Below are 23245 nucleotides of genomic sequence, written 5' to 3'. Positions count from 1 at the left end.
CAACATTTGTGGCAACGAATTCGCTCAGAGGGCCACTGAGGCGCACTGTCATGGTGGTGGTGTTCGTGCGGGGCATGGTCAGCTCCTTGCAGTCTTGATGTATTCAATATACTCAATAATGAACACATTACCAAGTCTGCGCGTTGCGGGATTGCGCTGATCATCCAGCCAATAGCACACCCATTTGCACCTATTTCAACAAATCAGCCGAGTGTGATCTCATAAGTCGATGGTTGAATAATCAAGCAAAGCGATGGCCATCACGTTTGGTCACGCCGGGCTGGATGAGGGCAGCAGGCATGTGCACCATATCGACGATAGAAGGGCGATACGCTACGCGTGCTGTTGCCCAATGATCGCAGTGCCCGATCGCTCTACGAACTGCGTGCCGGCGACACGCTATTGGGCAAGGGGCCGGAATTCGACAGCGTCATCCTGGCGGACTACCGTGGTGTCAGGCATCATGCCGAGCAGTTCAGCCGTCCCCAACCCAACCCATTGCACTGGAGCATGATTCATGGACATTGTCTTTGCCTCGCGTTCGATCAAACATTACGACGAATGGCTGCACGAGCTGCGTGCGGCGCTGCCGCAGCTGACCGTGCGCGACTGGCGTGCGGGCGAACACGGCCAGGCACGGATCGCCGTGGTCTGGGATCCGCCCGCGGCATTGTTCGAGCGCGAACCGCAGCTGGAGATCGTTTTCAACATCGGCGCGGGTGTGGATGCCCTGCTGAACATGCCGGGGCGGCCCGCCAGCGTGCGCCTGGTGCGTCTGGAAGATGGCGGCATGGCGATCCTCATGGCCCAGTATGCGCTCTACTATCTGTTGCGCGTCGCCCGCGGGTTCGCTGACTATGAACGGCTGCAGGCACGGCAGGATTGGCGTCGTCTCGATGATTTCCAGCCTGGGCAGTGGCCGGTGGGCATCATGGGGGCCGGGGTGATCGGCGCGCGGGTGGCCCAGGCCATTGCAAGCCTCGAGTTTCCGGTGGCACTCTGGTCGCGCAGCGGCCGTGCGCCCGCGGGGCTCGAGGCGCATGCCGGCGCGGCTGGCATGGACGCGTTCCTCGCCCGCACCCGGGTCCTGATCAATGTACTGCCACTGACGCCCCAGACTACGGGCATTCTGTCGCGGCGGGTGTTCGATGCACTCCTGCCCGGGGCCTACCTGATCAATATGGCCCGCGGCGCGCATCTGGTGGAAGAGGATCTGCTCGCGGCGCTGGCCGACGGCCAGCTGGCTGGTGCCGCGCTGGATGTGTTCGCGGCCGAGCCCTTGCCGCAAGGGCATCCATTCTGGGTGCATCCGCGCATCCAGGTGACGCCACACCTGGCCGGCATCAGTCAGCGAAGCAAAATCATAGAGCAGATTGCAGGAAAAATCCGTGCGTTCCTGCATGGAACACCTGTTTCCGGTGTGGTTGATCCGCATCTGGGGTATTGATCCCGAACAACAAGGGAAAACCCCTAAATTTAGCTATCATATCAATAAGCTATTGTTTTTAAATAATAAAATCAGTTGATATGTGATTCGTTGGCTTTTTGAAAGCCAGTCGAGGCAAACCTTGAGTTGATCTGAATCAATTCCAGGAATACAGTTCGGTGCATGCAACATTGCATGCAATGACGCATGCAGTATTCACGGAAAGGGTAGAGCCAGGATGACATCCATCACGACAGAAACAGGCAGTGCATTATTGGACCATTTCAATGCCCGTCTGCCGGACATGCGGGCATTGCTCGAACGACTGGTCAATATCGATAGTGGTTCACACGACAAGCAGGGCGTGGATGCCGTGTCGTCAATTCTCGCAGAGCGTCTGGCCGGTCTGGGTTTTGCCATCGAGCGCAAGCCCAATGCCGCGGTGGGTGATTTCGTGGTCGCTCGCAAATCGCTGGGTGGCGCCGGGCGGGTGCTGATCCTGGGCCATGCCGACACGGTCTGGCCAGCTGGAACGGTGGCGCACTGGCCGTACCAGGAGCGCGATGACGATCTGGCCACCGGTCCCGGGGTGGGCGACATGAAAAGCGGTCTGGTGATTGCATTGTTTGCCCTGGAGCACTTGCTCGAGAACGGCTTTGACGCGCTCGAGTCCATCACCTATGCCATCGTGCCCGATGAGGAAATCGGCAGTGTGAACAGCCGCGCGCATATCGAGGCGCTGGCTCGTGACGCCGATTATGCTCTGGTGCTCGAACCCGGGCGTCCGGGCAATGGCATCACGACCGCCCGGGGTGCCCTGGGCAACCTGTTCATGCACGCCCACGGCTGCACCGCCCATTGCGCCGTGAATTTCAAATCGGGCGCCAGTGCCGTGCGCGCGCTGGCCATGAAAGTGGCGGATCTCGAAGCCCTCTCCGAACCCGAAGACGGCACGGTGGTCAACGTGGGGGTGTTCGAGGGCGGGGTGGCCAAGCAGGTGGTGCCTGCCGAGGCCATGCTCAACATCGATGTCCGTGCCCGTACCCAGGAGCGCGCCCAGGCCCTGCTCGATCGCATCACGGCCATTGCGCAGCGCCAGGATGTCGAGCGGGTGCAGGTCGAAATCCGCGGCGGCATGACGCGCCCGGCCTTCACTCCGGACAACAACCGGACCCTGTATGCGCTGGCCAGGGACATCAGTGGTGAGCTGGGCTTCGACATCCACGAGGTCCCCCCGACGGCCGGGGGCTCGGACGGCAACTTTCCGGCCGCAATGGGCGTGCCCACCCTGGACAGTCTGGGGCCGGTCAGCCACGACATCTGCAGTCTGCAGGAAACCATGGAAATCCAGACGATGGTGACGCGCGGCGCCATGCTGCACGAAATCATCCGTCGAATCTCCCAGCTCCACTCCAATACACTCTGAGGAACACAATATGGCTTTGATGACGGGAAAGGACTACATCCAGTCTCTGGATGATGGTCGACAGGTTTATATAGAAGGTGAAAAGGTTGCCCGGGTGTCCGAGCATCCGGCGTTGCGTCCCATGGTGCAGACCATGGCACGCGTCTATGATCTGCAGCACACCGCGCAATATCACGAGCTCTTCAGCTACGTGAACGAAGCAGGCGAGCGCGTGAGCCGGGTCTACAAGCTGCCCGAAACCATCGACGATCTGCGCATGCGCCGCGAGATGACGCAGGCCGTACTGAAAGAGGTGAGCCCCGTCATCGACCGCTTTGGCGACGAAACCGTCACGCCGCTTTTCGTGCTGACCGACAACAAGGCATTGCTGGATCAGTACGACACCCGTTATTACCAGAACGTGCAGGGCTGGCTGAAGAAACTGCAGGCCAGCAACTGGTTCATGACCAGCGGCAATACCGATCCCAAGGGGGATCGCAGCAAGCAGCCCTACCAGCAGCCAGATCCGGACATGTATCTGCGCGTGGTCGAAGAGCGTGAGGACGGCATCGTACTGCGTGGCGCCAAATATGAGACCGGGGCGAGCTATGCGCACGTGGCTTTCGTCAAGCCCACGGTGGGGGTCTGGCTGCCCGAAAACCGCGATTATGCCGTGTCCTGCGTGGTGCCCATGAATTCGCCCAATCTGCGCCATATCTGCCGGGCACCGCTGATTCGCGATCCGGATCCGGATCAGCGCCCGTTGTCATCGCGCTTTGACGAGATCGACAACCTGATGGTGTTCGACAATGTGTTCGTCCCCTGGGAAAACGTGATCTTCTCGCGGCAGCCCGAACTGGCTGCCCAGATCCGCAAGGACCTGCACAACTGGGCCGCCCAGGGGTTTCTGGTGCGCTCGCTGGCCAAGGCCGACCTGCTCGTGGGCACGGCCCTGCTGCTGTCCGAGCAGTCATGCCTGGAGCACTTGCCACCGGTGCGCGAGAAGATCGCCCAGCTGATGGAATATCGTGAAACCATCCACGCCTTCGTGATGGCCGCCGAGGCACAGCACGAGCCCAGCCATACTGGCATGGTGATGCCCAATCAGGCGATCCAGAACGCCGGGCGCCATTTTGCGTCCACGCACTACTACCAGATGGTCCAGATCCTGCGTGATCTTTCCGGCGGGACGCCGATCATGCTGACCGACCTGAAAAATGCAGCACACCCCGAGATCAAGGCGGATGTCGAAAAGTATTACCGCATCAATGATGTCGACGCCCAGGCGCGCATGCGGGTGCTGAATCTGGCGGCCGAGCTGACGTCCACGGCGTTTGCCGGGCGCATGCAAGGCTATCAGATGTTTGCCGAAAGCCCGCCGATGGTCCAGGCCATGTCCCTGTACAACACCTACGACCGTGACCGCGCACGCGCCACGGCCGCCAGGTTTGCCGGGCTGACCTGATCCGCAGGGTGTCTCGCGGCGATGCCGCATGGCCCGGGTTGGGCCGCACGGCATCCGGACAGGGCGTGCGAACGTGCCTGAAATCACCCCGATCATGTTCTCGCTGCAGGATATGAAAGGGCTGGTGTTACCCAGAACGGCCGTCATGTCGATGCGGCTGATGATTCATCATACGGAGGAGTATCCAATGGAAGTCAAAAACACGAAGCGTTGGTTGTGGGCGGGCGCCCTGGCGGTGGGGCTGCATGCCATGGCACCCGCCCAGGCGGCCGATGACAGCCTGAATGTCATGATCTGGGGCGCGACCTGGCAAAGCGCCATCGATGAGGTCAGCCAGGGGTTCACCAAGGATACCGGGGTCAAGGTGAATCTGGTGTCCCAGGCGAGCTCTGGAGAGGGTCTGGCCAAGCTCCAGGCCATGCGTGACAAACCCACGGTGGATGTCTGGTTCACGACGGCTTCGGTAGCCACGCGTGCCATGGAAGACAAGCAGCTCTTCGATCAATTGCCCACCGAGCTGATGCCGAACCTGAAGGAACTGGTGTCGGGGTCCGCCACGGCGTACTACGCACCGATTTATTCGTACCCGACGTCGATCATCTACCGCACCGATCTGGTGGCCGAGCCCATCACCAGCTGGGCCGATCTGTGGGATCCGCGCTTCAAGAAAAAGCTGGGCATGCCCGACATGGGTTTCTTCCAGGGGCGGCTGCTCATGATCGCTGCCGGCAAGGATGGTGGCGATCCAATGGACGAGAAGCGCGGCTTCGAAGAATTGGAAAAACTCAAACCCAACGTCGTCCTGTTCTTCGCGTCGGACTCCCAGGCCCGCCAGGCGCTGGCCCAGGGTGAAGCATCGGTGATGGTCGGCCCCACTTCGCACGCCAAGCGCATCGCCGATGCCGGCTTCCCGGTGAAGGTCGTGAGCCCCAGACCCACGGTGATGAACTATGACGTGATGATGATCGTGCGTGGCGGCAAGGAAGATACCGCGGCCAAGTACATCAATTATTTGCTGTCGGCCCCGGTCAACGAGGAGGTTGCGGCGAAGCTGGGCATGGCTGCGGTCAATGTCAACTCGGAGCAACCTGCAGACCTGAAGGGGATGCTGCCCAAGGCCGAGGATCAATATGTACCGGATGAGGCGGTCGTCAACGAGCACATCGCGCGCTGGATCGACATCTTCAAGGACAAGATTGCCAACTGATGCCTGGCTGATTGCCTGACGAACCCCCATGCCTCCCGCTGTGCGCAGACACGCCAGCTGCTCGATCAGGCGAGTGGCCGCAGCCGTGGAGGTCCACAACCCATTTCAGTCATTCTGTCGAGGCAAGCAGGGGCTGCGGCCAGCGCCGCGAATCGCAGCCCCGCCTGAAATCTCGGGCAGAGGAGAAGGTTTTTGATGCAGTCTCAAACAAACAGCGTCAATCTGACCATCAGCAGGATTGGCAAATCATATGGCCAGGAACGTGTCCTGAGGGACATCACACTCGCGGTACAAGGGGGCAGCATACTGACCCTGCTGGGGCCCAGTGGTTGTGGCAAGTCAACCTTGCTGCGCATCATCGCCGGTTTTGTGAACGCCGATGAAGGTGATGTGCTGCTCAATGACCAGAGCATCCTGCACCTGCCGCCCAATCGGCGTGAAACCGCCATGGTATTCCAGAATTACACGCTGTTTCCGCACATGCGTGTGATCGATAACGTCATGTTCGGCCTGAAGATGCGCCGCGTCCCCAGGGATCAGGCCTTGACGCGCGCGGGGCAGGCGCTCGAGATGGTGCAGTTGTCGCAACTGGGCGATCGCTACCCTTCACAGCTCAGCGGTGGACAGATGCAGCGCGTGGCGCTGGCGCGGGCGCTGGTCACCGAACCCAAGATCCTGCTGCTGGACGAGCCTTTCGCAGCGCTGGACAAAAACCTGCGCGAGGATATGCAGGTCGAGCTGCGCAAGCTGCAGCAGGCGCTGGGCTTGACCATGGTCTGTGTGACGCACGATCAGCGCGAAGCCATGGTCATTTCGGACTACGTCAGCGTGATGAGCCAGGGGCGCATCGTGCAATTCGGCACACCGCTGGAAATCTATGACACGCCGCGCAACCTGTTCACGGCCCAGTTCATCGGCAGTTCCAACATTTTGCGCGCTGAAGTCGTGCAGGCCCAGGCGGGCCGGGCGATGCTGCGGCTCGGTGAGATGCCGGAATTCGAGCTGGCGACCGACCGCGCATTGAATCGCGGCGCAGCGGTGGATCTGGCGATCAAGCCGCGCGCTTTCGAAGTGTTCGACATGGCGACCGCGCGTGCCATGAATGGGCAGCTGAACGGCCACGCCGCCTTCTCGTTGCCGGGCGAAGTGCGCAACTGCGTGCTGCTCGGCAGCAGCGTCTCGTATGAAATCCGCGCGGACAACGGGGCGAACATTCTGGCCGAGGTCGAACGCGGCCCCGCCACGCGGCTGTACAAGGTGGGCGAGCGTGTGGCGTTGAGCGCGCCCACGCGGGCCTGCGTGATGCTGGAGGACGGCAGCGATGCATGACGCAAATCCGATCCACTGGCGCCAGGTCATCCTGAGCCTGTCGCCGGCGGCGCTGCTGCTGGGGATCTTTTTCGGCGCCTACGCCATTTTCCTGTTCTACAGCGTACATCCGCCAGCCACAGGGGGCGCCGCCGCAGATGCGGGCTGGACGCTGAAGTACTATCTGCGCTATTTTGCCTCGGCCAACGAACGAAACACGCTCTGGCGGACGTTCGTGATCTCGGTCGAACTCACCTTGGCCTGTATCGTGATCGGCTATCCCATGGCCTATGTCATGGTGCGTAGCCAGTCATCTTTTTTGCGCAAGTTTCTGATCGTATCGCTGGTCGTCACCTTTCTGTCGGGCACGGTGACGCGGGCCTATGCCTGGCTGATCATCCTCGGCAATCGCGGGCTGATCAATACGCTGCTGATGAAGATCGGGCTGACGGACAGCCCCCTGCATCTGGTCTACAACGAGACCGGGGTGTTCATTTCCCTGCTGCACTTCGTGCTGCCATTTTTCGTGCTGACCATGATGGGCCCGCTGAAGAACATCCCGCGCTCGCTGGAAGACGCGGCGATCAACCTGGGTGCGGGGCGCCTGCGCTGCTTTCTCCTGGTCACACTGCCCATGTCGGTGCCCGGGCTGGTGGCGGCGGGCTCGCTGGCCTTTGCCGTGGCCCTCAGTTCGTTCCTGTTTCCCCTGGTGCTGGGTGGTGGCCGGTTCCGCATGGTCTCCAACGCGATCTATGAACATATCTTCCAGGCTTTCGACGTGCCGATGGCAGCCGCCTCGGCTTCGGTGTTCCTCGTGATTTCCCTGCTCTTCTTCTGGGGATTCGGGGTTCTGCAACGCATGGTTGGACAGGGTCCGACGAACCAGGCGCACTGAGGAGGCACGCATGCACCCTGATCACAAGCCCTATTCCCGGTCCGTTTTGCTGATGGCGGTCCTGACGGCCCTGTTCCTGCTCGCGCCAGTCGTGTTCATCGTGATCTTTGCCTTCCACGACGGGGCCTACTTCGTGATTCCGCCCACCGGCTTTTCGTTCAAGTGGTTCGAGAATTTCTTTTCCAATGAACGGTTCCGTCATGCGATGCTGGTGAGCTTTGGCATTGGCGCGCTGGTCACACCTCTGAGTCTGGCCATTTCGGTACCGACGGCCTATGCCCTGGTGCGCGGCCGGTTTCCCGGACGTGACGCAATCAGCATGCTGATCATGTCGCCACTGATCGTGCCCGGGGTGGTGACGGGCCTGGCGTTCCTCATCCTCATGTCTGCCCTGGGCATCGGCCCCGGGTTCATCGGGCTGATGCTGGGCCTGACCTGTTTCACGCTGCCCTTCTCGGTGCGTGCCCTGGTCGCCAACATGCATGGGCTGCAGCCATCCATGGAAGAAGCAGCGCGCAATCTGGGTGCGCCGGCTTCATCGGTCTTCTGGCACGTCATTTTGCCCCAGCTGCGCCCCGGGTTGCTGGCGGGGGGGACGTTCGTGTTCGTCGAGGCCATCGATAATTTTTCGATTACGGTGTTCTTGACCACCATGAATGTCACCACGCTGTCGGTTGAAAGCTATAGCTACATACGGGATTTCGATGATCCCACGGTGGCCGCCATGGCGGCCGTGCTGATTGCCCTGTCCACGATTCTGGTATTCGTGATGAATCGGCTTGTGGGGCTGGAAAAAATGTTCAGGGTGGAGTGACAGGACTCATGGTGAATACGGAATCCCCGGTCGAGCGGGGCATGTTTCTCGAGGCCATGCGCTGTGTGGCCTCTACGGTGGCCGTGGTGACCACCGATGGCGAGGCGGGGCGCGCGGGCCTGACCATCAGCGCGCTGAGCTCGCTATCGGCCGAGCCGCCCTCGGTGCTGATCTGCATCAATCGCTGCAGTGGTGTGCTGGGCCTGATCCAGCACAACAAGAGCTTTTGCGTCAATCTGCTGGGGCGCCAGCACCTCGAGATTGCCGAAATCTTTGCCGGCCGGGTGCCGCATCGGCGCCACGACCGGTTTGCCTGTGCCAACTGGGCCAGCGGTGCCACGGGTGCGCCCATGCTCGATGAAGCCATGGTGGCCCTGGACTGCGAACTGGCAAGCCATCTGTCGTATGCGTCGCACGAAATCCTCATTGGCCGTGTCGCCCATATCCGCATCGCACGCCAGGAGCCGCTGGTGTATCTGGACCGTTCCTATTACGAGGTCGGCGCGCCGGCCCGCTCGACGGAGGTTTCGCGATGACATTCTCCATAGTCGGGCATTGCCCGGACACCGGTGCCTTCGGTCTGGCCATCAGTTCCTCCAGCGTGTGCGTGGCGGCGCGCTGCGCCTGGGTGCGCTCCGACGTGGGTGCGGTCGCCACGCAGAACCTGACGAACCCCCTGCTGGGGCCTCTAGGCCTGGATCTGCTGGCGCGCGATGACCTGGACGAGGCACACGTCATGAACATGCTGCTGGCGTCCGATCCGGGGCGGGATTACCGCCAGATTCTTGTGCTCGGTCACCATGGGCACTGCGTCCATCACACGGGGGCCCGGGCACTGCCCATTCATGCCAGCCACATCGACGAACACTGTGGTGCGGCCGGAAACCTGTTGGCCAATGACGGCATTCCAGCACGCATGGTTGCTGCATTTCAAGAATCTGCGGGCCAGGACCTGGCACAGCGCCTGCTCGATGCCATGCACGCGGGGCTGGCGGCGGGTGGCGAAACGCGTGCGCTGCAATCGGCCGGGCTGGTGGTGGCCGACCGGCACGGGTGGCAGACCGTCGATCTGCGGGTGGATCAGCACGATCAGCCGCTCACCGAGTTGCAGCGTCTCTGGGATCTGTATGCGCCCCTGCGCGATGGCTACATCAGTCGGGTGACCGATCCCCAGCGATATGTCGTGCAGTCGTGATGCCAGAGGCCCCTTGGGATAGCCTCTGGCTGAACGGGAACCTGGCCACACTGGCCGATGACCAGTGCGGGTTCGGCCTGATCAGGCACGGTGCACTCGGTATCCGCAGCGGGCGCATTGCCTGGGTGGGGCCGATGAGTGCGCTGCCGGGCGCGCCTGCGCGGCTTGCGCATCACGTGCATGATCTGGCCGGCCGCCTGCTGACGCCTGGCCTCATCGACCCCCACACGCATGTGGTGCATGCCGGGTCGCGTTGGGAAGAATTTCTCTGGAAAACCACGCCGGGCAGCGAGGCACCCCCCGCCGAACACGTGGGGCTGATGTGGACACTGCGGCAGACGCGGGCCTGCTCCGAAGACGATCTGCTCGCACAAAGCCTCACGCGTGCGCGCGCCTTGCTGGCGCAAGGGGTGACCACGCTCGAGAGCAAGACCGGCTACGGCCTGGACCTCGAGACCGAACGTCGCATGGCGCGCGTCTCGCGCGCCATTGCGCAGCGCTTGCCGATCACCGTCGTGTCGACATTTCTGGGCGCTCACGCGACAGGCCCCGAATATGCCGGCCGCCCCGATGATTACATCGATTTTCTGTGCCATACGGTGCTGCCGCGGCTCGTCGAGGAACGGCTGGTCGATGGCGTGGACATATTCTTCGATGAAAAAGGCTTCCATGCCCGTCATGCCAGCCAATTGTTTGCCTGTGCGCGTCGCTTCGGCCTGTGGATGCATGTCCATGCGGATCAGTACGTGGCGTTTGGTGCCGCGCAGCATGCTGCCGAACACGGGGCCCGGGCGGTTGCCCATCTCGAGCATGCCGATGCGGCAGCGGCGACGACGATGGCACGAACCGGGGCCACCGCCGTGCTGCTGCCGGGGGTGAGCTGGACGATGTCGCTGGGTTCCGTGCCGCCCATCGATGCTCTGCGGGCCCATGGCGTACCGATTGCGCTGGCGACCAACTCGAACCCTGGCAGCAGCCCGTGCGTGGCACCCACGGCCATCATGAATCTGGCCTGCAGGCTGTTCGGGCTGACCCCGGTCGAAGCCCTGGCCGGGTTCACGCGCTGTGCGGCGCGCGCCCTGGGGTTGCAGGAACAGTGCGGTACATTGATGGCGAATCGGCGGGCGGACCTGGCGATCTGGGATGTCGGCCATCCTGCCGAACTTTCGTCTTATATTGGGGGTGGCCTGTGCCATGCGGTCGTGAAATCAGGCAAGCTGGTGCATGTCAACCGGGCACCTTGCGTGGCCACCCAGCAACAAACCAACCTTTCGGAGTCCATATGAAGATTTACCATTCTGTCAGTTCGCCCTTTGTGCGCAAGGTCATGATCGTGGCCATGGAGCTGGGCGTGGATCAGAAGATCGAACGCCTGTCCAGCGCCGTGCATCCGATCCGCATCGATGCGAACGTGGTCGGCCATAACCCGCTGGGCCAGGTGCCCACCCTGCTCACGGATGATGGCACGGTCCTGTATGATTCGCGCGTCATCTGTGAATATCTGGATGCCACCTTCGGCCAGGGCCAGCTGGTTCCGGCCGATCCGGCGCGGCGCTGGGTGGCGTTGCGTGATCAGGCGCTTGCCGACGGCATACTCAATGCCGGGCTGCTGGTGCGCTACGAGCTCACCGTGCGCGAGCCCGCCATGCAGCATGCCGACTGGACCGCCGGGCAACGACGCAAGATCGAGGACGGGGTGCGCCTGCTCGAAGCCACGCATGAAAGCTGGGCCGGGCGTTTCGACATCGGCACGATTGCCATTGCCTGCGCACTGGCCTATCTGGATTTCAGGTTTGCCGACATGGGCTGGCGTGCGATGGCCCCGAATGCAGCGCAATGGCTGGATCGCATCTCCGAGCGGCCATCGCTGGCCGCGACCCGGCCGGCGCAACCCACTTGATGGATCCTGTATCATTGCGTTACAGGCGTTGTCCATTTATATAATAGAACGGGTTGGTGCATCGAATGCGCGTCATTGCATCGCGTCCCGTACAGGGCTATTTCTTCGAACGGAGCTTTCGAGTGTCGGGCAAGGGTTTCATCAATGCCGATCATCCAGTCACCCCAGCCAGCGGCAGTCGGGTCGTGGGCCAGGTGCGTCAGCGCCAGCAGGGATCACGGCCCGCGCCCAGTGCCAACAATCGCGCTGATCAGGTCTACCAGCAGCTGCGCAAGGCGATCCTGCATGGGCAGATCCTGTCCAGAACGCGGCTGGTCGAGGCCGAAGTCGCCGAGCAGTTCGATGCCAGCCGTACGCCGGTGCGCGAGGCGATTTCACGGCTGATCCGGGATCGGCTGGTGACGCCGCTGGCTGGCGGTGGGGTCGAGGTGGTCGACACAGAAAGCGAATACGATGAAATCTGCTGCATACGCGAAGCACTCGAGGGCGCCGCAGCCCGGCTGGCAGCGGCGCGCATCACCGAGGCCGAACTCGGGCGTCTGGATGAACTGCTGCAGGAATCCCACCGCTCGATGCTGGGCGACATCCAGGGGCGGGTGGCGACGAATCGGGCGTTTCACGAAATCATCTTCAATGCGTCCCGCTCCGAGCGCCTGATTGCGATGATCAATGATTTTCGTGAGTTTTTCCTGAACGAGCAGGTGCTGGTGAAATACTCCCGCCGCGACACCGAGACTGCAGTGAAGCACCACTCCGACATCGTTGCCGCACTGCGTGCGCGCGACGGCAACCGGGTCGAAAAACTGGTGCGCCGGCACCTCGAGCAGTTTCGCCGGCGGGCCAGGAAGAGCAGGCTCACGCAGGGCTGACATTCCACACCATACCTCAAGGAGAGGTTCATGCATTCATCTGTCACACTGGCCGTGGATGCGGCGGCTTCCACGCGCTACAGCCCGGCCGAATGGCAAACCCGGGTGGATCTGGCCGCCTGTTACCGGCTCATGCCGCTCTACGGAATGAGCGATCTGGTGTACAACCACATCAGTGCGCGCATCCCGGGCACCGAGGCCGAGTTCCTGATCAACCCGTACGGCTTCCTGTACGAAGAAATCACGGCCTCCAGCCTGATCAAGATCGATCTCGATGGCCAGGTTCTGGACAATCCGCATCGGGATCATGGCGTGAATCTGGCCGGCTACGTCATCCACAGCGCCGTGCACGCGGCGCGTGCAGACGTCCATTGCGTCATTCACACGCATTCACGCGCGGGCATGGCGGTGTCGGCCATGGAGGTCGGGCTGTTGCCCATCACGCAAACGGCCATGCGCTTTCGCGACATTGCATACCACGACTACGAAGGTGTGGCGCTTGAACTGGCCGAGCGCGAACGTCTGGTGCGGGATCTGGGTACCGAAGATGCCATGATTCTGCGCAGCCATGGCCTGCTGGTGGCCAGTGCCAGCGTGGCCGAGGCGTTCAATGCCATGTATTGGCTCGAGATGGCCTGTCGTGCACAGGTCGATGCCCTGTCGGCCGGCACGCCGCTGATCAGGCCGTCGGACGATGTCATCGCCAGGACACACCATGTCTATCGCCCGGACACCATACGCCGGTTCGGTCTGATGGAATGGCCGGCGATGCTGCGCCACCTGGATCGCAGAAATCCGGGCTACGCGGCCTGAGCGCGCCGTATGGCCGCAGCCCGTACAACCATGCTCAGTACGACTTGGGCAGCCCCAGCACCTTCTCGGCGATATAGCACAGGATGAGCTGCGGGCTGATGGGTGCAATGCGCGGGATGAAGCTCTCGCGCAGGTAGCGCTCGACGTGGTATTCCTTGGCATAGCCATAGCCGCCCAGGGTCATCACGGCACGCTGGCAGGCGTTGAAACAGGCTTCTGCGGCCATGTACTTGGCGGCATTGGCGTGCGTGCCGGCGGGCCTGGCCTGGTCGTACAGGGTGGCCGCCTTGAACACCAGCAGATCTGCCGCTTCGAGTTCGGCCCATGACTGCGCCAGCGGATGCTGGATGCCCTGGTTCTGCCCGATCGGCCGGTTGAAGACGATGCGCTCCCCCGCATATTGGGTTGCCTTGCGCAAGGCGGCCCGCCCCAGACCCACGGCTTCGGCGGCAATCAGGATGCGCTCGGCGTTCATGCCATGCAGGATGTAGCGAAAGCCCTCGCCTTCCGTGCCGATCAGGTCGTCTGCCGGGACTTCGAGCTGGTCGATGAACAGCTCGTTCGAATCCACCGCCTTGCGCCCCATTTTCTCGATTTCATGGACCCGCACACGCGCGCGATCCAGGTCGGTGTAGAACAGACTCAGGCCGTCGGTATGTCGGCGGATGGATTCCAGCGGTGTGGTGCGGGCCAGTATCAGCATTTTTTCTGCGACCTGGGCAGTCGAAATCCAGACTTTCGAACCATTCAGAATGTATTTGTCGCCGGCCCGCTGGGCGCGAACCTTGAGTTGCGTGGTGTTCAGGCCCGTATTGGGTTCGGTGACGGCGAAGCAGGCGCGCTCGCGGCCCTGGATCAGCGGTGGCAGCATGCGTTGCTTTTGCGCTTCGGTAGCAAACTGCACGACGGGGCTCAGGCCGAAGATGTTCATGTGCACGGCCGACGCACCGCTGAGGCCGGCCCCGGACTCGCTGATGGCCTGCATCATGATGGCGGCTTCGGTGATGCCCAGATTGGCACCGCCATAGGCTTCCGGCATGCAGATACCCAGCCAGCCGGCAGCGGCCATGGCCGCGTGCAATTCGTGTGGGAAACCGCCGTGGGTGTCATGCTCGAGCCAGTACGCATCATCGAAGCGCGCACAGATATCCTGGATGGCCGTGCGGATGGATTCCTGCTCTGGGGAAAAGGAAAAGTCCATGGGGTATTCCTGTTCAGTCGGTTCGTGAGGGTGTTGGGGGCGCGCAGCGTGTTTGTGGCGTATCCAGGGTCTGTGGGTTGGCCGTGGACCGGTCCGCCCCGGGCACGCCTGCTGCCGCCCCCGAACGCATGAGTTCTTCGATCTCGACCGCAGTGCAGCCCAGTTCCTGAAGGATCTCCAGACTGTGCTCGCCCGCCCGGGGTGCCGGGGTACCGGGTTCGGGCTGGGAATCCGACCAGCGGGTCGGCACGCCAATCTGGCGCAGGCGACCTTCTGTGGGGTGTTCGGTCCACTCGAACAGCCCGACATCGGCCAGGTGCGGGTCCTGCAGCAGGGTATCGACCGTGTGCAGGGGCATGCAGGGGATATCGGCCTGCTCGAGCAGGGCCAGCCAGGCTTGCGTGGTGCGTTCGAGGAAGATCTCGCCGAGCATGGTCTGCAGGGCCTCGGCATGCTGCGTGCGCGTATTCATGTCGGCCAGGCGCGGGTCGGTGCCCCAGAGCTCGGATCTGCCTATGGCCGACAGGAAACGGATCCACTGGGGGTCGTTGTATATCATGGCGCAGACGTAGCTGTCGCGGGTACGATAGGGTCGCCGGTTCGAGGCCAGCAACCGGGGGTAGCCTGCCGGCCCCAGCGGCGGGTCGAATGATTGCCCGGCCAGGTGATCGCCCAGCAGGTGGTTGACCATGGTTTCGAACATGGGGATATCGATGCGTTGGCCACGGCCCGTTTTCTCGCGGTGATACAGGGCGCCACCCAGCACGGCCACGGCATGCAGGCCGACGGTGCGATCGGCGATATTCGCGGGTACGTAACGGGGCACGTCGGTGCCCGCGGCGTGCATCAGCGAAGGCAGGCCGATGGCCCCCTGGATCAGGTCATCGAATGCCGGTCGCCCGGCATAGCGGCCAGCTTCGCCAAAGCCGAACGTACCCAGGTAGATGAGCCGCGGGTTGATCCTGGCCACCGCCTCGTAGCCCAGCCCCAGCCGTTCCATGGAATGGGGCCGCAGGTTGTAGAGCAGCACATCGGCGTCCACGAGCATGCGCCGCAGGACATCCAGGCCGGCGGGCACCTTGAGATCCAGGACGATGGAGCGCTTGCCGCGATTCACATGCAGGAACAGAGCGCCCATGCCGTCATGTCGCATGGGGCCGACTTTGCGCATCACATCGCCCTGCGGTGGTTCGATCTTGATGACATCGGCGCCCATGTCGGCCATCATCTGCGAGGCGTATGGCCCCATGAGCACCGTCGACATATCCAGTACCCGGATGCCTTTGAAAGGACCTGCCATGGTGTTTCCTTGTGGTTGCCTGAGGATCGGGGTCTGGGCGGTTCAAGCCCGGGTTCGCGCCGCTCGGCATGCATCCCGCCTGCCGGGCCGGCTTTCACGGCCCGACCCTGCCGCGCAAGTGGCAGGCCGGCATCGATGGATGCAGCCGGCGGCCCGATGCAACCCCGTCCGGCTCAGTGTACCGGGTACCAGCGATAGATATCCAATATTGTTTTATTATTCAGTGATCGTCATATACTCATGGTCATGCCGGTGCCCGATTCCATATCCAGTGCACTGCCCATCACCCTGCGGCAGTTTCAGCAATTGATCACCCTGTCCGAAGCCGGCAGCTTTCGACGGGCCGCCGAGCAGCTGCATCTTGCGCAACCCGCTCTGTCGGTGTCGATCCAGAAGCTCGAGCAGGCCATTGGCGTGCGCCTGGTCGAACGGGGTGCGCGCGGGGCGCGGCTTACGGCGGCTGGCCTGGCCGTCGTGGATGAAGCGCGCAGCGCCCTGTTCCATGCCCGGCAGGCGCGTCAGGTGGCCAATCTGGTGGCCACGGGCGCATGGGGTACGCTGCAGATCGGCTTTGTCAGTTCGGCCATCCACGACTTGCTGCCCAGGATCGTCGATGCCTTCCGGCTGCAGTACCCGGATGTGCGCTTGATTCTCCAGGAAGACAGCACGGCCGGCGTCCTTCAGCAGCTGAAGGGGCGTGAACTGGACGCCGGTCTCGTGCGCAGCCCGTTCACCCAGGATCCCGTGCTCCAGTCGTGGGTGATCCAGACGGACGACCTGATGCTGCTGGTGCCCGCAGGGCATCGCCTGGCCCACTGGCGCCGCATCCGCCTGGCCGAGTGCCGCGACGAGGCGTTCATCATGAATGGTTCGACCCGCGCACCCGGGGTGCATTCAGTGGCGCGCGGGCTCTGTCATGCGGCCGGGTTCGAGCCCCGCATCAGTCTGGAAGCGATCCAGGTCCAGACCATGCTGGGTCTGGTGGCCAACAATATGGGCATTGCCCTGGTGCCTGCGGTGACACGGCATCACCACGCCGATCGGCGGGTCCGTTTCGTGGCCCTCGATGATCCGGGCGCACGGGGCTGCATTGCCTTGTCGCTCGTTCAGCGGCTGGACAATGATTCGGCGCTCGCCAGGCGGCTGCACGAATGCGTGCCCGTGGCCTGACAGCAGCCGAATTGCCGTACCATGCAGGAACCGGGGCCAAGCCGCGCAGCGTGCCGGGGCTGGCACGGGCGCATGCGCATGGTGCCGCCCGTATCTCCGGCACCCAAGTCTCTCCGGCACGCAACATGGAAGCAGGATCATGCCCGACATTTTCACACAGCCCGTGAATCAGCGTACGCTGCACGCCCGGTCTGCCATCCATCGCATGGCGGCGTCGCCCATCCGCGACCTGGCCGATCGGGCCATGGGGCGCACTGATGTCCTGCCGTTCTGGTTTGGCGAGTCCGATCAGCCTACGGCGCCGTTCATCCGCCAGGCGGCGATCGAGGCCCTGAATCAGGGCCAGACCTTCTACACCCAGAATCCGGGGCGCGGCTATCTGCGGCAGGCACTGTCCAGTTATCTGGGCCGTCTGCACGGCCTGCCCATTGCAGAGGATCGCATCTCGGTGTGTGCCTCGGGGGTCACGGGGCTGATGCTGGCCGCGCAGCTGCTGCTCGATCCGGGCGATCGCGTGGTCGCCATCACGCCGCTGTGGCCCAATCTGATCGAGATCCCGGCCATTCTCGGCGCCCATGTCACGCGCGTGCCACTGGTGGTACGCGAGCGGCGCTGGAGCCTGGACCTGGATCGCCTGCTGGCCGCTCTGGTGCCCGGCACCCGCATGCTGGTGGTGAATTCACCCAACAACCCGACGGGCTGGGTGATTTCAGATGAAGAAATCCGCGTGCTGCTGGCCCACTGCCGACGGCACGGGATCTGGATCCTGTGTGACGATGTCTATCAGCGGCTGGTATACGACGTGCAGCGGCCGGTGGCGCCGTCGTTTCTCGCGCATCAGGCCACCGATGATCGCGTGATTTCAGTGAACAGTTTTTCCAAGGCGTGGTCGATGACCGGCTGGCGTGTGGGCTGGATGGTGACGCCGCCCGCCTTGCAGGTCGATCTGGCCAAGCTCATCGAATTCAATTACGCCAGCGTATTCGAAGTCGTGCAAAGGGCCGCCGTGGCAGCGCTCGAGCAGGGCGAGGCCGAGGTTGCACAGTTGCGCGCACGGCTGGCGCAGACCCGCAGTGCATTGGTGGATGCCCTGGCAGCGTTGCCGCAGATCGAGGTGCCGGGCGCCGATGGCGCCATGTACGTGTTCTTCAGGGTAGCGGGCCATGGGGATTCGATGGCGCTGGCGCACGCGCTGGTGGATCAGGTCGGCCTCGGGCTGGCCCCCGGGGTGGCGTTCGGGCCCGAATCGGCCGCCTGGCTGCGCTGGTGCCATGCGACCTCGCCCGAACGGCTGCTCGACGGAGTCGCCCGGCTGGCCCGATACCTGAGGGCGTTCAGAAGTACGCGTTGAACGATACGTGCACCACGTGCGGGGGCTTGGCGAAGTGCTCGCCCACCAGGGCGCGCCACGCCGGAAAGGCGTCGGACCCACGGAAATGCACGGTGTGGTCTTCGAGCGTGTCCCAGTGCACCATGAGCACATATTCGTGTGGATCCTCGATCTGGTGCAGCAGAGTGACGTGGCGGCAGCCACGTGCACTCTCGAAGAGGGGGCGGGCCTTCTCGACGGCCGCTTCGAAAGCGGCCTGTGCGCCTGGCCGAACGGTGATGTGGGCCATTTCACGAATCATGGTGTCTCCTGTGGCGTATGAGCCCGCCGCCCTGGCTCAGTTGGCCTTGAGCGCGGGCGCTACCGCAACGTTCTGTTCTTCGAAGAACTTGATGGCACCGGGGTGCACCGGGATGGGCATGCCATCGAGCGCCTTGCTGACCTGGAAGTATTCTTTCAGGTTGGGGTTCTGGATATCGTTGTAGAAGGTGTCGAGCTTCTTGTTGAAGAGCGTATCCATGAAGGCGTAGACGTCGTCATCGTTCATGTTGGCATCGACCACCAGCATGGCCGACAGGGTGATGGTGGGGATGTCGGCCGGCATGTCGGGATAGGTCTTGCCGGGGATCGTGAAGGGCGTGTAGAACGCATACTTGCCATGCAGCTTGGCGGCCATGTCGTCGGAGATGGATACCAGCGTGATGGGGGCTGTCTGGGCGGCTTCGGTGATGGCGGACGAACCGACCCCCACGGTGTAGAACATGGCGTCGATCTGGCCGTCGCGCAGCAGGTTCACGGCGCTGCCGGCGCTGCCGCGCACGGCGGTCTTCAGGTCATCGAGGGTGAGGTCGTAGGCTTCGAGCACGTTGATGGCATCTTGCTCGGTGCCCGAACCGATGTCGCCCACATAGACGCGCTTGCCCTTGAAATCGGCCGGTGACTGGATGCTGGCTTCCTTGCGGGCGAGGATGTGGATGACTTCAGGGTACAGGACGGCCAGGCCGCGCAGATTTTCGATCGGCTTGCCCTGGAAGGCTTCGACGCCTTCACCCTTGTAGGCGTAGTAGGCGACGTTGTTCTGGGTGAAGCCCATCTGCAGCTGGCCTTCGCCAATGGCGCGACAGTTGAACACCGAGGCGCCGGTGGAACGCGCATTGGCGCGCACGTTGATGTTGGCGTCGTTGATGATCTTGGCCATGCCCACGGCAGTGGGATAGTACAGGCCGGTGGTGGACCCTGAGCCTATGGTGACGAAGGTCTTGGCACCAGCCAGGGGGATCAACCCCAGGGTGCAGGCCAGAGCGATGAGAAACTTTGCAGTTCTAGAGCCCATTTTGTGTACTCCTCAAATTGTCGTGATGTATAAGGAAGTGTATCAAGGGTAACGTCGTTTGTGCACGCAACAGGAATGGACCATGCAGGTATGCATTATCGGAGGTGGGGTGATCGGGGTGACCACGGCCTGGCAATTGGCGCTGCGCGGCGCCCGGGTCAGCCTGGTCGAGGCCTGCGGGCAGGTGGCTGCGCTCACCAGCCACGCCAATGGCGGCCAGCTCAGCTACAGCTATGTGGCGCCACTGGCCGAGCCCGGGGTCCTGCCGCGTCTGCCGGCCTGGCTGCTGCGGCGTGATTCACCCTTGCGCTTCCGGCCCCGGCTCGATCCGTTGCAATGGCGCTGGGGGCTTGCGTTCCTGCGCGCCTGCACCACGCGGCAGGCCGCGGCCAGCACGGCGCAGGTGCTTGGGCTCGCGGCCCTCAGCCGGGCCACGCTGCAGGCCTGGATGCAGGCCGTTGCGCTGGATTTCCACCATGCCGGCAATGGCAAGCTGATCGTATACCGTCATCCGGGGCCACTCGACAAGGCCCGGGCGCAGGTCCGGCTGCAGGCCGAACTGGGCGGGGCCCGGCAGGCTGTGCTCTCGGCAGACGCCTGCGTGGCGCTCGAGCCCGCCCTGAAGGCCGTGGCGGGCGATCTGGCCGGCGGGCTGCATACGCCCAGTGAAGAATCGGGCGATTGCCGATTGTTCACGCAACGGCTGTTCGAGCACTGGGCCGCGCGCAGCGGCCAGTCGGCCTGGCTGGGTTCGCGGGCCTTGGGTTTCAGGCGCGAGGGCCGGCGCGTGCGGGCGCTGCGCCTGGACGACGGGCGCGAGATCGAGGCCGATCAGTTCGTGGTGGCGGGCGGGCTTGGCAGCCGCGCGCTGCTGGGCACACTTGGGTATGCGCCCCTGCTGTATGGCCTGAAAGGCTACAGCCTCACCGTGCAGGACGCCGCAGACTGCGCGCCAGCCATCAGCGTGACAGATTACGAGCGGCGTACCGTGTACGTCCGCCTGGGCGATGCATTGCGGGTTTCGGCCATGGTCGGCATGGGGCTCGATGGGCTGGCGCCCGAGCCGGATCGCATCGCCCAGGTGCGCCGCGAGGCGGGCGAATTTCTGCCGCAGGCGGACTTCGGCCGAGCGCAGGCCTGGGCCGGGCAGCGCCCGGCCACCCCGCATGGCCGCCCGCTGATCGGGCGCTGCCCCGGCACCGACAATGTCTGGCTCAATACCGGCCACGGTGCCCTGGGCTTCACCCTGGCCTGTGGCAGCGCGAGCCTGCTCGATGGCCTGATGGCCGGTGAACGCCCGGCGCTCGATCCGGCGCCGTTTGCACCGCATTGAGCCTGCACTGCGGCGCGGCGGCCGGCGTTGCTCGGACGTGCAGACCGTGCGCAGGGCCGGGCTGTGCGTTCGGGCTGCTGCGCACTCAGGCCATGGCGGGCGGCGGGGTGGGGTTGCGGCGCACCCGCCAGTGGTGGTAGGCGAGCGCCAACGCCAGCAAGGCGATGCCAAACGAGTCGGACTGCCATCCGGGAATGATCATGAGCACAGCGGCGGCAAGCATGACGAGCCGCTCGTACCAGTGCATCTTGATCTTCAGATAGCCCTGGGTGGCGGCCACGAAGGCCAGCATGCCGATCAGCGCCGTGAGTATGATCCACGCGCCGCTGTACCAGCTGCCCACGTCGATGAGCAGCAACTGCGGGTTGAAGAAGAACATGAAGGGCAGGATGGCGGTACGCAGGTCATAGATGAAGCCCTGGACCCCGGTGGCGATCGGGTCGCCCCCGGAAATGGCCGACGCGGCGTAGGCCGCGAGACCGACCGGTGGGGTGTCATCGGCCAGGATGCCGAAATAGAACACGAACAGGTGGATGGCCACCAGCGGCACCATCAGCCCCGAGGCATCGGCCAGATTGGCGATGACCGGGGCCACCAGCGCCGCCATGACAATGTAATTGGCCGTGGTGGGCAGGCCCATGCCGAGGATCAGGGAGGTGATGGCCGACAGGATGAGCACGATCCAGATATTGCCGCCCGACAGGATGTCGAGCACCTGGGTCAGGCCATAGCCCAGGTTGGTCATGGTGACCATGCCCACGATGATGCCGGCTGCCGCAGTGGCGATGGCAATGGTGGTCATGTTGCGCGCGCCGGCCTCGAAGCCCCTGAAGATGTCCTTGCAGGCTTTCCACAGACCCGCCACCACGCCGGTGCCCTTGCGCCAGGCACGCCAGGTTTCCTGCACGAGCATCAGCACCATGAGCACGAAGGTGGCATGCAGGGCGCTGCGTTCGGGTGTCAGTTGCACCCACATCAGTTCATAGAGCAGCCAGATGACCGGGATCAGGTAATGGATGCCCTTGAAGAACGTGGGCCAGAACGGCGGCAGTTCGGCGCGTGGCAGACCGTGCAGGTCGAGCTTGACGGCTTCCAGGTGCACCACGTACAGCAGGCCCACGTAGGCCAGGATGGCCGGCACGAAGGCGTAGATGATGAGCTGCGAGTAGGGGATATTCAGGAATGAGGCCATGATGAAGGCGGCCGCGCCCATGACCGGCGGCATGAGCTGGCCATTGACCGACGCGGCGCATTCGGTGGCCCCCGCCTTGACGGCCGGGTAGCCGACGCGCTTCATGAGCGGGATGGTGAAGGTGCCCGTGGTGACCACATTGGCCGTGGACGAGCCCGAGATCACCCCGGTGAGCAGGCTCGCGACCACTGCGGCCTTGGCCGGCCCGCCTCGGTACGTACCCAGCGCGCTGTAGGCCAGGTCGACAAAATACTGCCCTGCGCCCGCCTTGTCGAGCAGGGCCCCGAAGAGCACGAACAGGAACACGAAGGTGGCCGACACCTGGATGGGGGTGCCCCAGATGCCTTCGGCCGTGATGTACAGCTGCTGGATGATTTCGTTCCAGCTGTAGCCGTTGTGCAGATACAGCACGTCGGGTGGCGTGACCGGGATGATGCCGGCCGGACCCATGGCCCCGTACAGGATGATGAGCCCGGCGATGATGGGCAGTGCGTAGCCGACGATGCGGGCGGCCGCGATGCACAGAATGATGAGCAGTGCCGTGCCCATCCAGACATCGCGCTCGATGGGCACCCCGCCCTGGACGGCGATCAGGTTGTAATAATCGACAAAAATATAGAGTGAGGTGACGATGCCGCCGATGGCCAGCAACCAATCCAGCCACGGGATGCGGTTCATCGGCCCGGACTTGCCGGGATACGCCAGAAAAGCCAGTGCGAAACCGAAGGCCAGGTGGATGGAGCCGACTTTCTGGGGATCGAGCGAGCCCGTGTCGCTGGCATAGACCTGAAACAGGGACCAGGCCACGGCGATGAGTACGATCAGCCAGCGCTGCCAGGTTTTGTCGGGTTCACGCCCACCGGATTCTGCCTTGAGGATTTTTTCGGCGTCAGTGAGTACGGGCTCGGCCATGATCGGGTCCTCCTCCATTTTCGTTGCATTATGGCACGGGTGCCTGGTCATTCATGTGCCGGATCCATGAACGCGTGGCCCTGGAATGCCCACTGCAGCAAGTGGGGGATGACAGGCGCGTAGTCTCCTGAAGCGTAGAATGAGTATCGTTCTCATGAATCTGTTTTACAGGAGTGC

At 63.3% G+C, this 23245-nt stretch carries 21 protein-coding genes; 16 read left to right on the top strand and 5 right to left on the bottom strand.

Translation table 11 applies throughout. The annotated features are described in order from the left end of the window. Positions 1–517 precede the first annotated feature (517 nt). From WCY17_RS06600 to WCY17_RS06540, 13 genes are all read left to right on the top strand, one after another. A complete protein-coding gene (locus tag WCY17_RS06600) occupies positions 518–1447 on the top strand; it encodes a 2-hydroxyacid dehydrogenase (RefSeq protein ID WP_372701385.1) in 930 nt (309 codons plus the stop codon). Positions 1448–1664: 217 nt separating this feature from the next. After that, a complete protein-coding gene (locus WCY17_RS06595; RefSeq protein ID WP_372701384.1) occupies positions 1665–2852 on the top strand; it encodes a M20 family metallopeptidase in 1188 nt (395 codons plus the stop codon). 10 nt (positions 2853–2862) lie between these two features. Beyond that, positions 2863–4296: a 4-hydroxyphenylacetate 3-hydroxylase family protein gene (locus WCY17_RS06590; protein ID WP_372701383.1), complete on the top strand. Its 1434-nt coding sequence runs from the start codon at positions 2863–2865 to the stop codon at positions 4294–4296. A 187-nt stretch (positions 4297–4483) separates the two neighbouring features. Next, a complete protein-coding gene (locus WCY17_RS06585) occupies positions 4484–5503 on the top strand; it encodes a PotD/PotF family extracellular solute-binding protein (RefSeq protein WP_372701382.1) in 1020 nt (339 codons plus the stop codon). A 195-nt stretch (positions 5504–5698) separates the two neighbouring features. After that, positions 5699–6832, top strand: a complete 1134-nt coding sequence (locus WCY17_RS06580) for an ABC transporter ATP-binding protein (protein ID WP_372701381.1) — start codon at positions 5699–5701, stop codon at positions 6830–6832. Then, positions 6825–7706: an ABC transporter permease gene (locus tag WCY17_RS06575; protein ID WP_372701380.1), complete on the top strand. Its 882-nt coding sequence runs from the start codon at positions 6825–6827 to the stop codon at positions 7704–7706. The genes WCY17_RS06580 and WCY17_RS06575 overlap by 8 nt, the downstream gene beginning before the upstream one ends. A 10-nt stretch (positions 7707–7716) precedes the next feature. Next, the gene (locus tag WCY17_RS06570; RefSeq protein ID WP_372701379.1) at positions 7717–8520 is read left to right on the top strand and encodes an ABC transporter permease; all 804 of its coding nucleotides are present in this window, start codon (positions 7717–7719) and stop codon (positions 8518–8520) included. Positions 8521–8528: 8 nt separating this feature from the next. Further along, on the top strand, positions 8529–9056 hold the full coding sequence (locus WCY17_RS06565; RefSeq protein WP_372701378.1) for a flavin reductase family protein: 528 nt from the start codon (positions 8529–8531) through the stop codon (positions 9054–9056). Next, entirely contained in the window at positions 9053–9715 is a 663-nt protein-coding gene (locus tag WCY17_RS06560) for a DUF1028 domain-containing protein (protein ID WP_372701377.1), read from the top strand. Before WCY17_RS06565 ends, WCY17_RS06560 begins: the two co-directional genes overlap by 4 nt. Further along, positions 9715–11001 carry an imidazolonepropionase gene (gene hutI / locus WCY17_RS06555; RefSeq protein ID WP_372701376.1) on the top strand — a complete coding sequence of 429 codons (1287 nt, stop codon included), beginning with the start codon at positions 9715–9717 and terminating at the stop codon, positions 10999–11001. The genes WCY17_RS06560 and hutI overlap by 1 nt, the downstream gene beginning before the upstream one ends. After that, positions 10998–11615: a glutathione S-transferase family protein gene (locus WCY17_RS06550; protein ID WP_372701375.1), complete on the top strand. Its 618-nt coding sequence runs from the start codon at positions 10998–11000 to the stop codon at positions 11613–11615. The genes hutI and WCY17_RS06550 overlap by 4 nt, the downstream gene beginning before the upstream one ends. A 65-nt stretch (positions 11616–11680) precedes the next feature. Continuing rightward, complete coding sequence (locus tag WCY17_RS06545; protein ID WP_372701374.1) at positions 11681–12484, top strand: GntR family transcriptional regulator; 804 nt, start codon at positions 11681–11683, stop codon at positions 12482–12484. A 30-nt stretch (positions 12485–12514) separates the two neighbouring features. Then, positions 12515–13297: a class II aldolase/adducin family protein gene (locus tag WCY17_RS06540; protein ID WP_372701373.1), complete on the top strand. Its 783-nt coding sequence runs from the start codon at positions 12515–12517 to the stop codon at positions 13295–13297. Between the two features lie 34 nt (positions 13298–13331). Here the strand turns inward: WCY17_RS06540 and WCY17_RS06535 are convergent, their stop codons facing one another. Both WCY17_RS06535 and WCY17_RS06530 read right to left on the bottom strand, forming a co-directional pair. After that, positions 13332–14498 carry an acyl-CoA dehydrogenase family protein gene (locus WCY17_RS06535; RefSeq protein WP_372701372.1) on the bottom strand — a complete coding sequence of 389 codons (1167 nt, stop codon included), beginning with the start codon at positions 14496–14498 and terminating at the stop codon, positions 13332–13334. Positions 14499–14511: 13 nt separating this feature from the next. Continuing rightward, positions 14512–15798, bottom strand: a complete 1287-nt coding sequence (locus tag WCY17_RS06530; protein WP_372701371.1) for a CaiB/BaiF CoA transferase family protein — start codon at positions 15796–15798, stop codon at positions 14512–14514. 240 nt (positions 15799–16038) lie between these two features. On the opposite strand from WCY17_RS06530, the gene WCY17_RS06525 reads away from it, so the two are divergent. Both WCY17_RS06525 and WCY17_RS06520 read left to right on the top strand, forming a co-directional pair. Next, positions 16039–16968, top strand: coding sequence for a LysR substrate-binding domain-containing protein (locus WCY17_RS06525; RefSeq protein WP_372701370.1), 930 nt, complete (start codon positions 16039–16041; stop codon positions 16966–16968). Positions 16969–17107: 139 nt separating this feature from the next. Beyond that, positions 17108–18319, top strand: coding sequence for a pyridoxal phosphate-dependent aminotransferase (locus tag WCY17_RS06520; protein WP_372701369.1), 1212 nt, complete (start codon positions 17108–17110; stop codon positions 18317–18319). On the opposite strand, the gene WCY17_RS06515 is transcribed toward WCY17_RS06520, so the two are convergent. Together WCY17_RS06515 and WCY17_RS06510 are read right to left on the bottom strand one after the other, a co-directional pair. After that, positions 18303–18599, bottom strand: coding sequence for an antibiotic biosynthesis monooxygenase (locus WCY17_RS06515; protein ID WP_372701368.1), 297 nt, complete (start codon positions 18597–18599; stop codon positions 18303–18305). The genes WCY17_RS06520 and WCY17_RS06515 overlap by 17 nt on opposite strands. Before the next feature lie 36 nt (positions 18600–18635). Next, positions 18636–19631 carry a TAXI family TRAP transporter solute-binding subunit gene (locus WCY17_RS06510; RefSeq protein WP_372701367.1) on the bottom strand — a complete coding sequence of 332 codons (996 nt, stop codon included), beginning with the start codon at positions 19629–19631 and terminating at the stop codon, positions 18636–18638. A gap of 82 nt (positions 19632–19713) precedes the next feature. On the opposite strand from WCY17_RS06510, the gene WCY17_RS06505 reads away from it, so the two are divergent. Continuing rightward, on the top strand, positions 19714–20964 hold the full coding sequence (locus WCY17_RS06505; RefSeq protein WP_372701366.1) for a D-amino acid dehydrogenase: 1251 nt from the start codon (positions 19714–19716) through the stop codon (positions 20962–20964). An 85-nt stretch (positions 20965–21049) separates the two neighbouring features. Here WCY17_RS06505 and WCY17_RS06500 read toward each other — a convergent pair whose 3' ends face one another. Continuing rightward, positions 21050–23068, bottom strand: a complete 2019-nt coding sequence (locus WCY17_RS06500) for a TRAP transporter permease (protein ID WP_372701365.1) — start codon at positions 23066–23068, stop codon at positions 21050–21052. Positions 23069–23245: the final 177 nt, after the last annotated feature.

Source organism: Castellaniella sp. (genome assembly GCF_041677825.1).
Taxonomy (GTDB): Bacteria; Pseudomonadota; Gammaproteobacteria; order Burkholderiales; family Burkholderiaceae_B; genus Castellaniella.
Note: the sequence above shows the minus strand (reverse complement) of the source record. Positions and strands in the feature narration are given on the sequence as shown.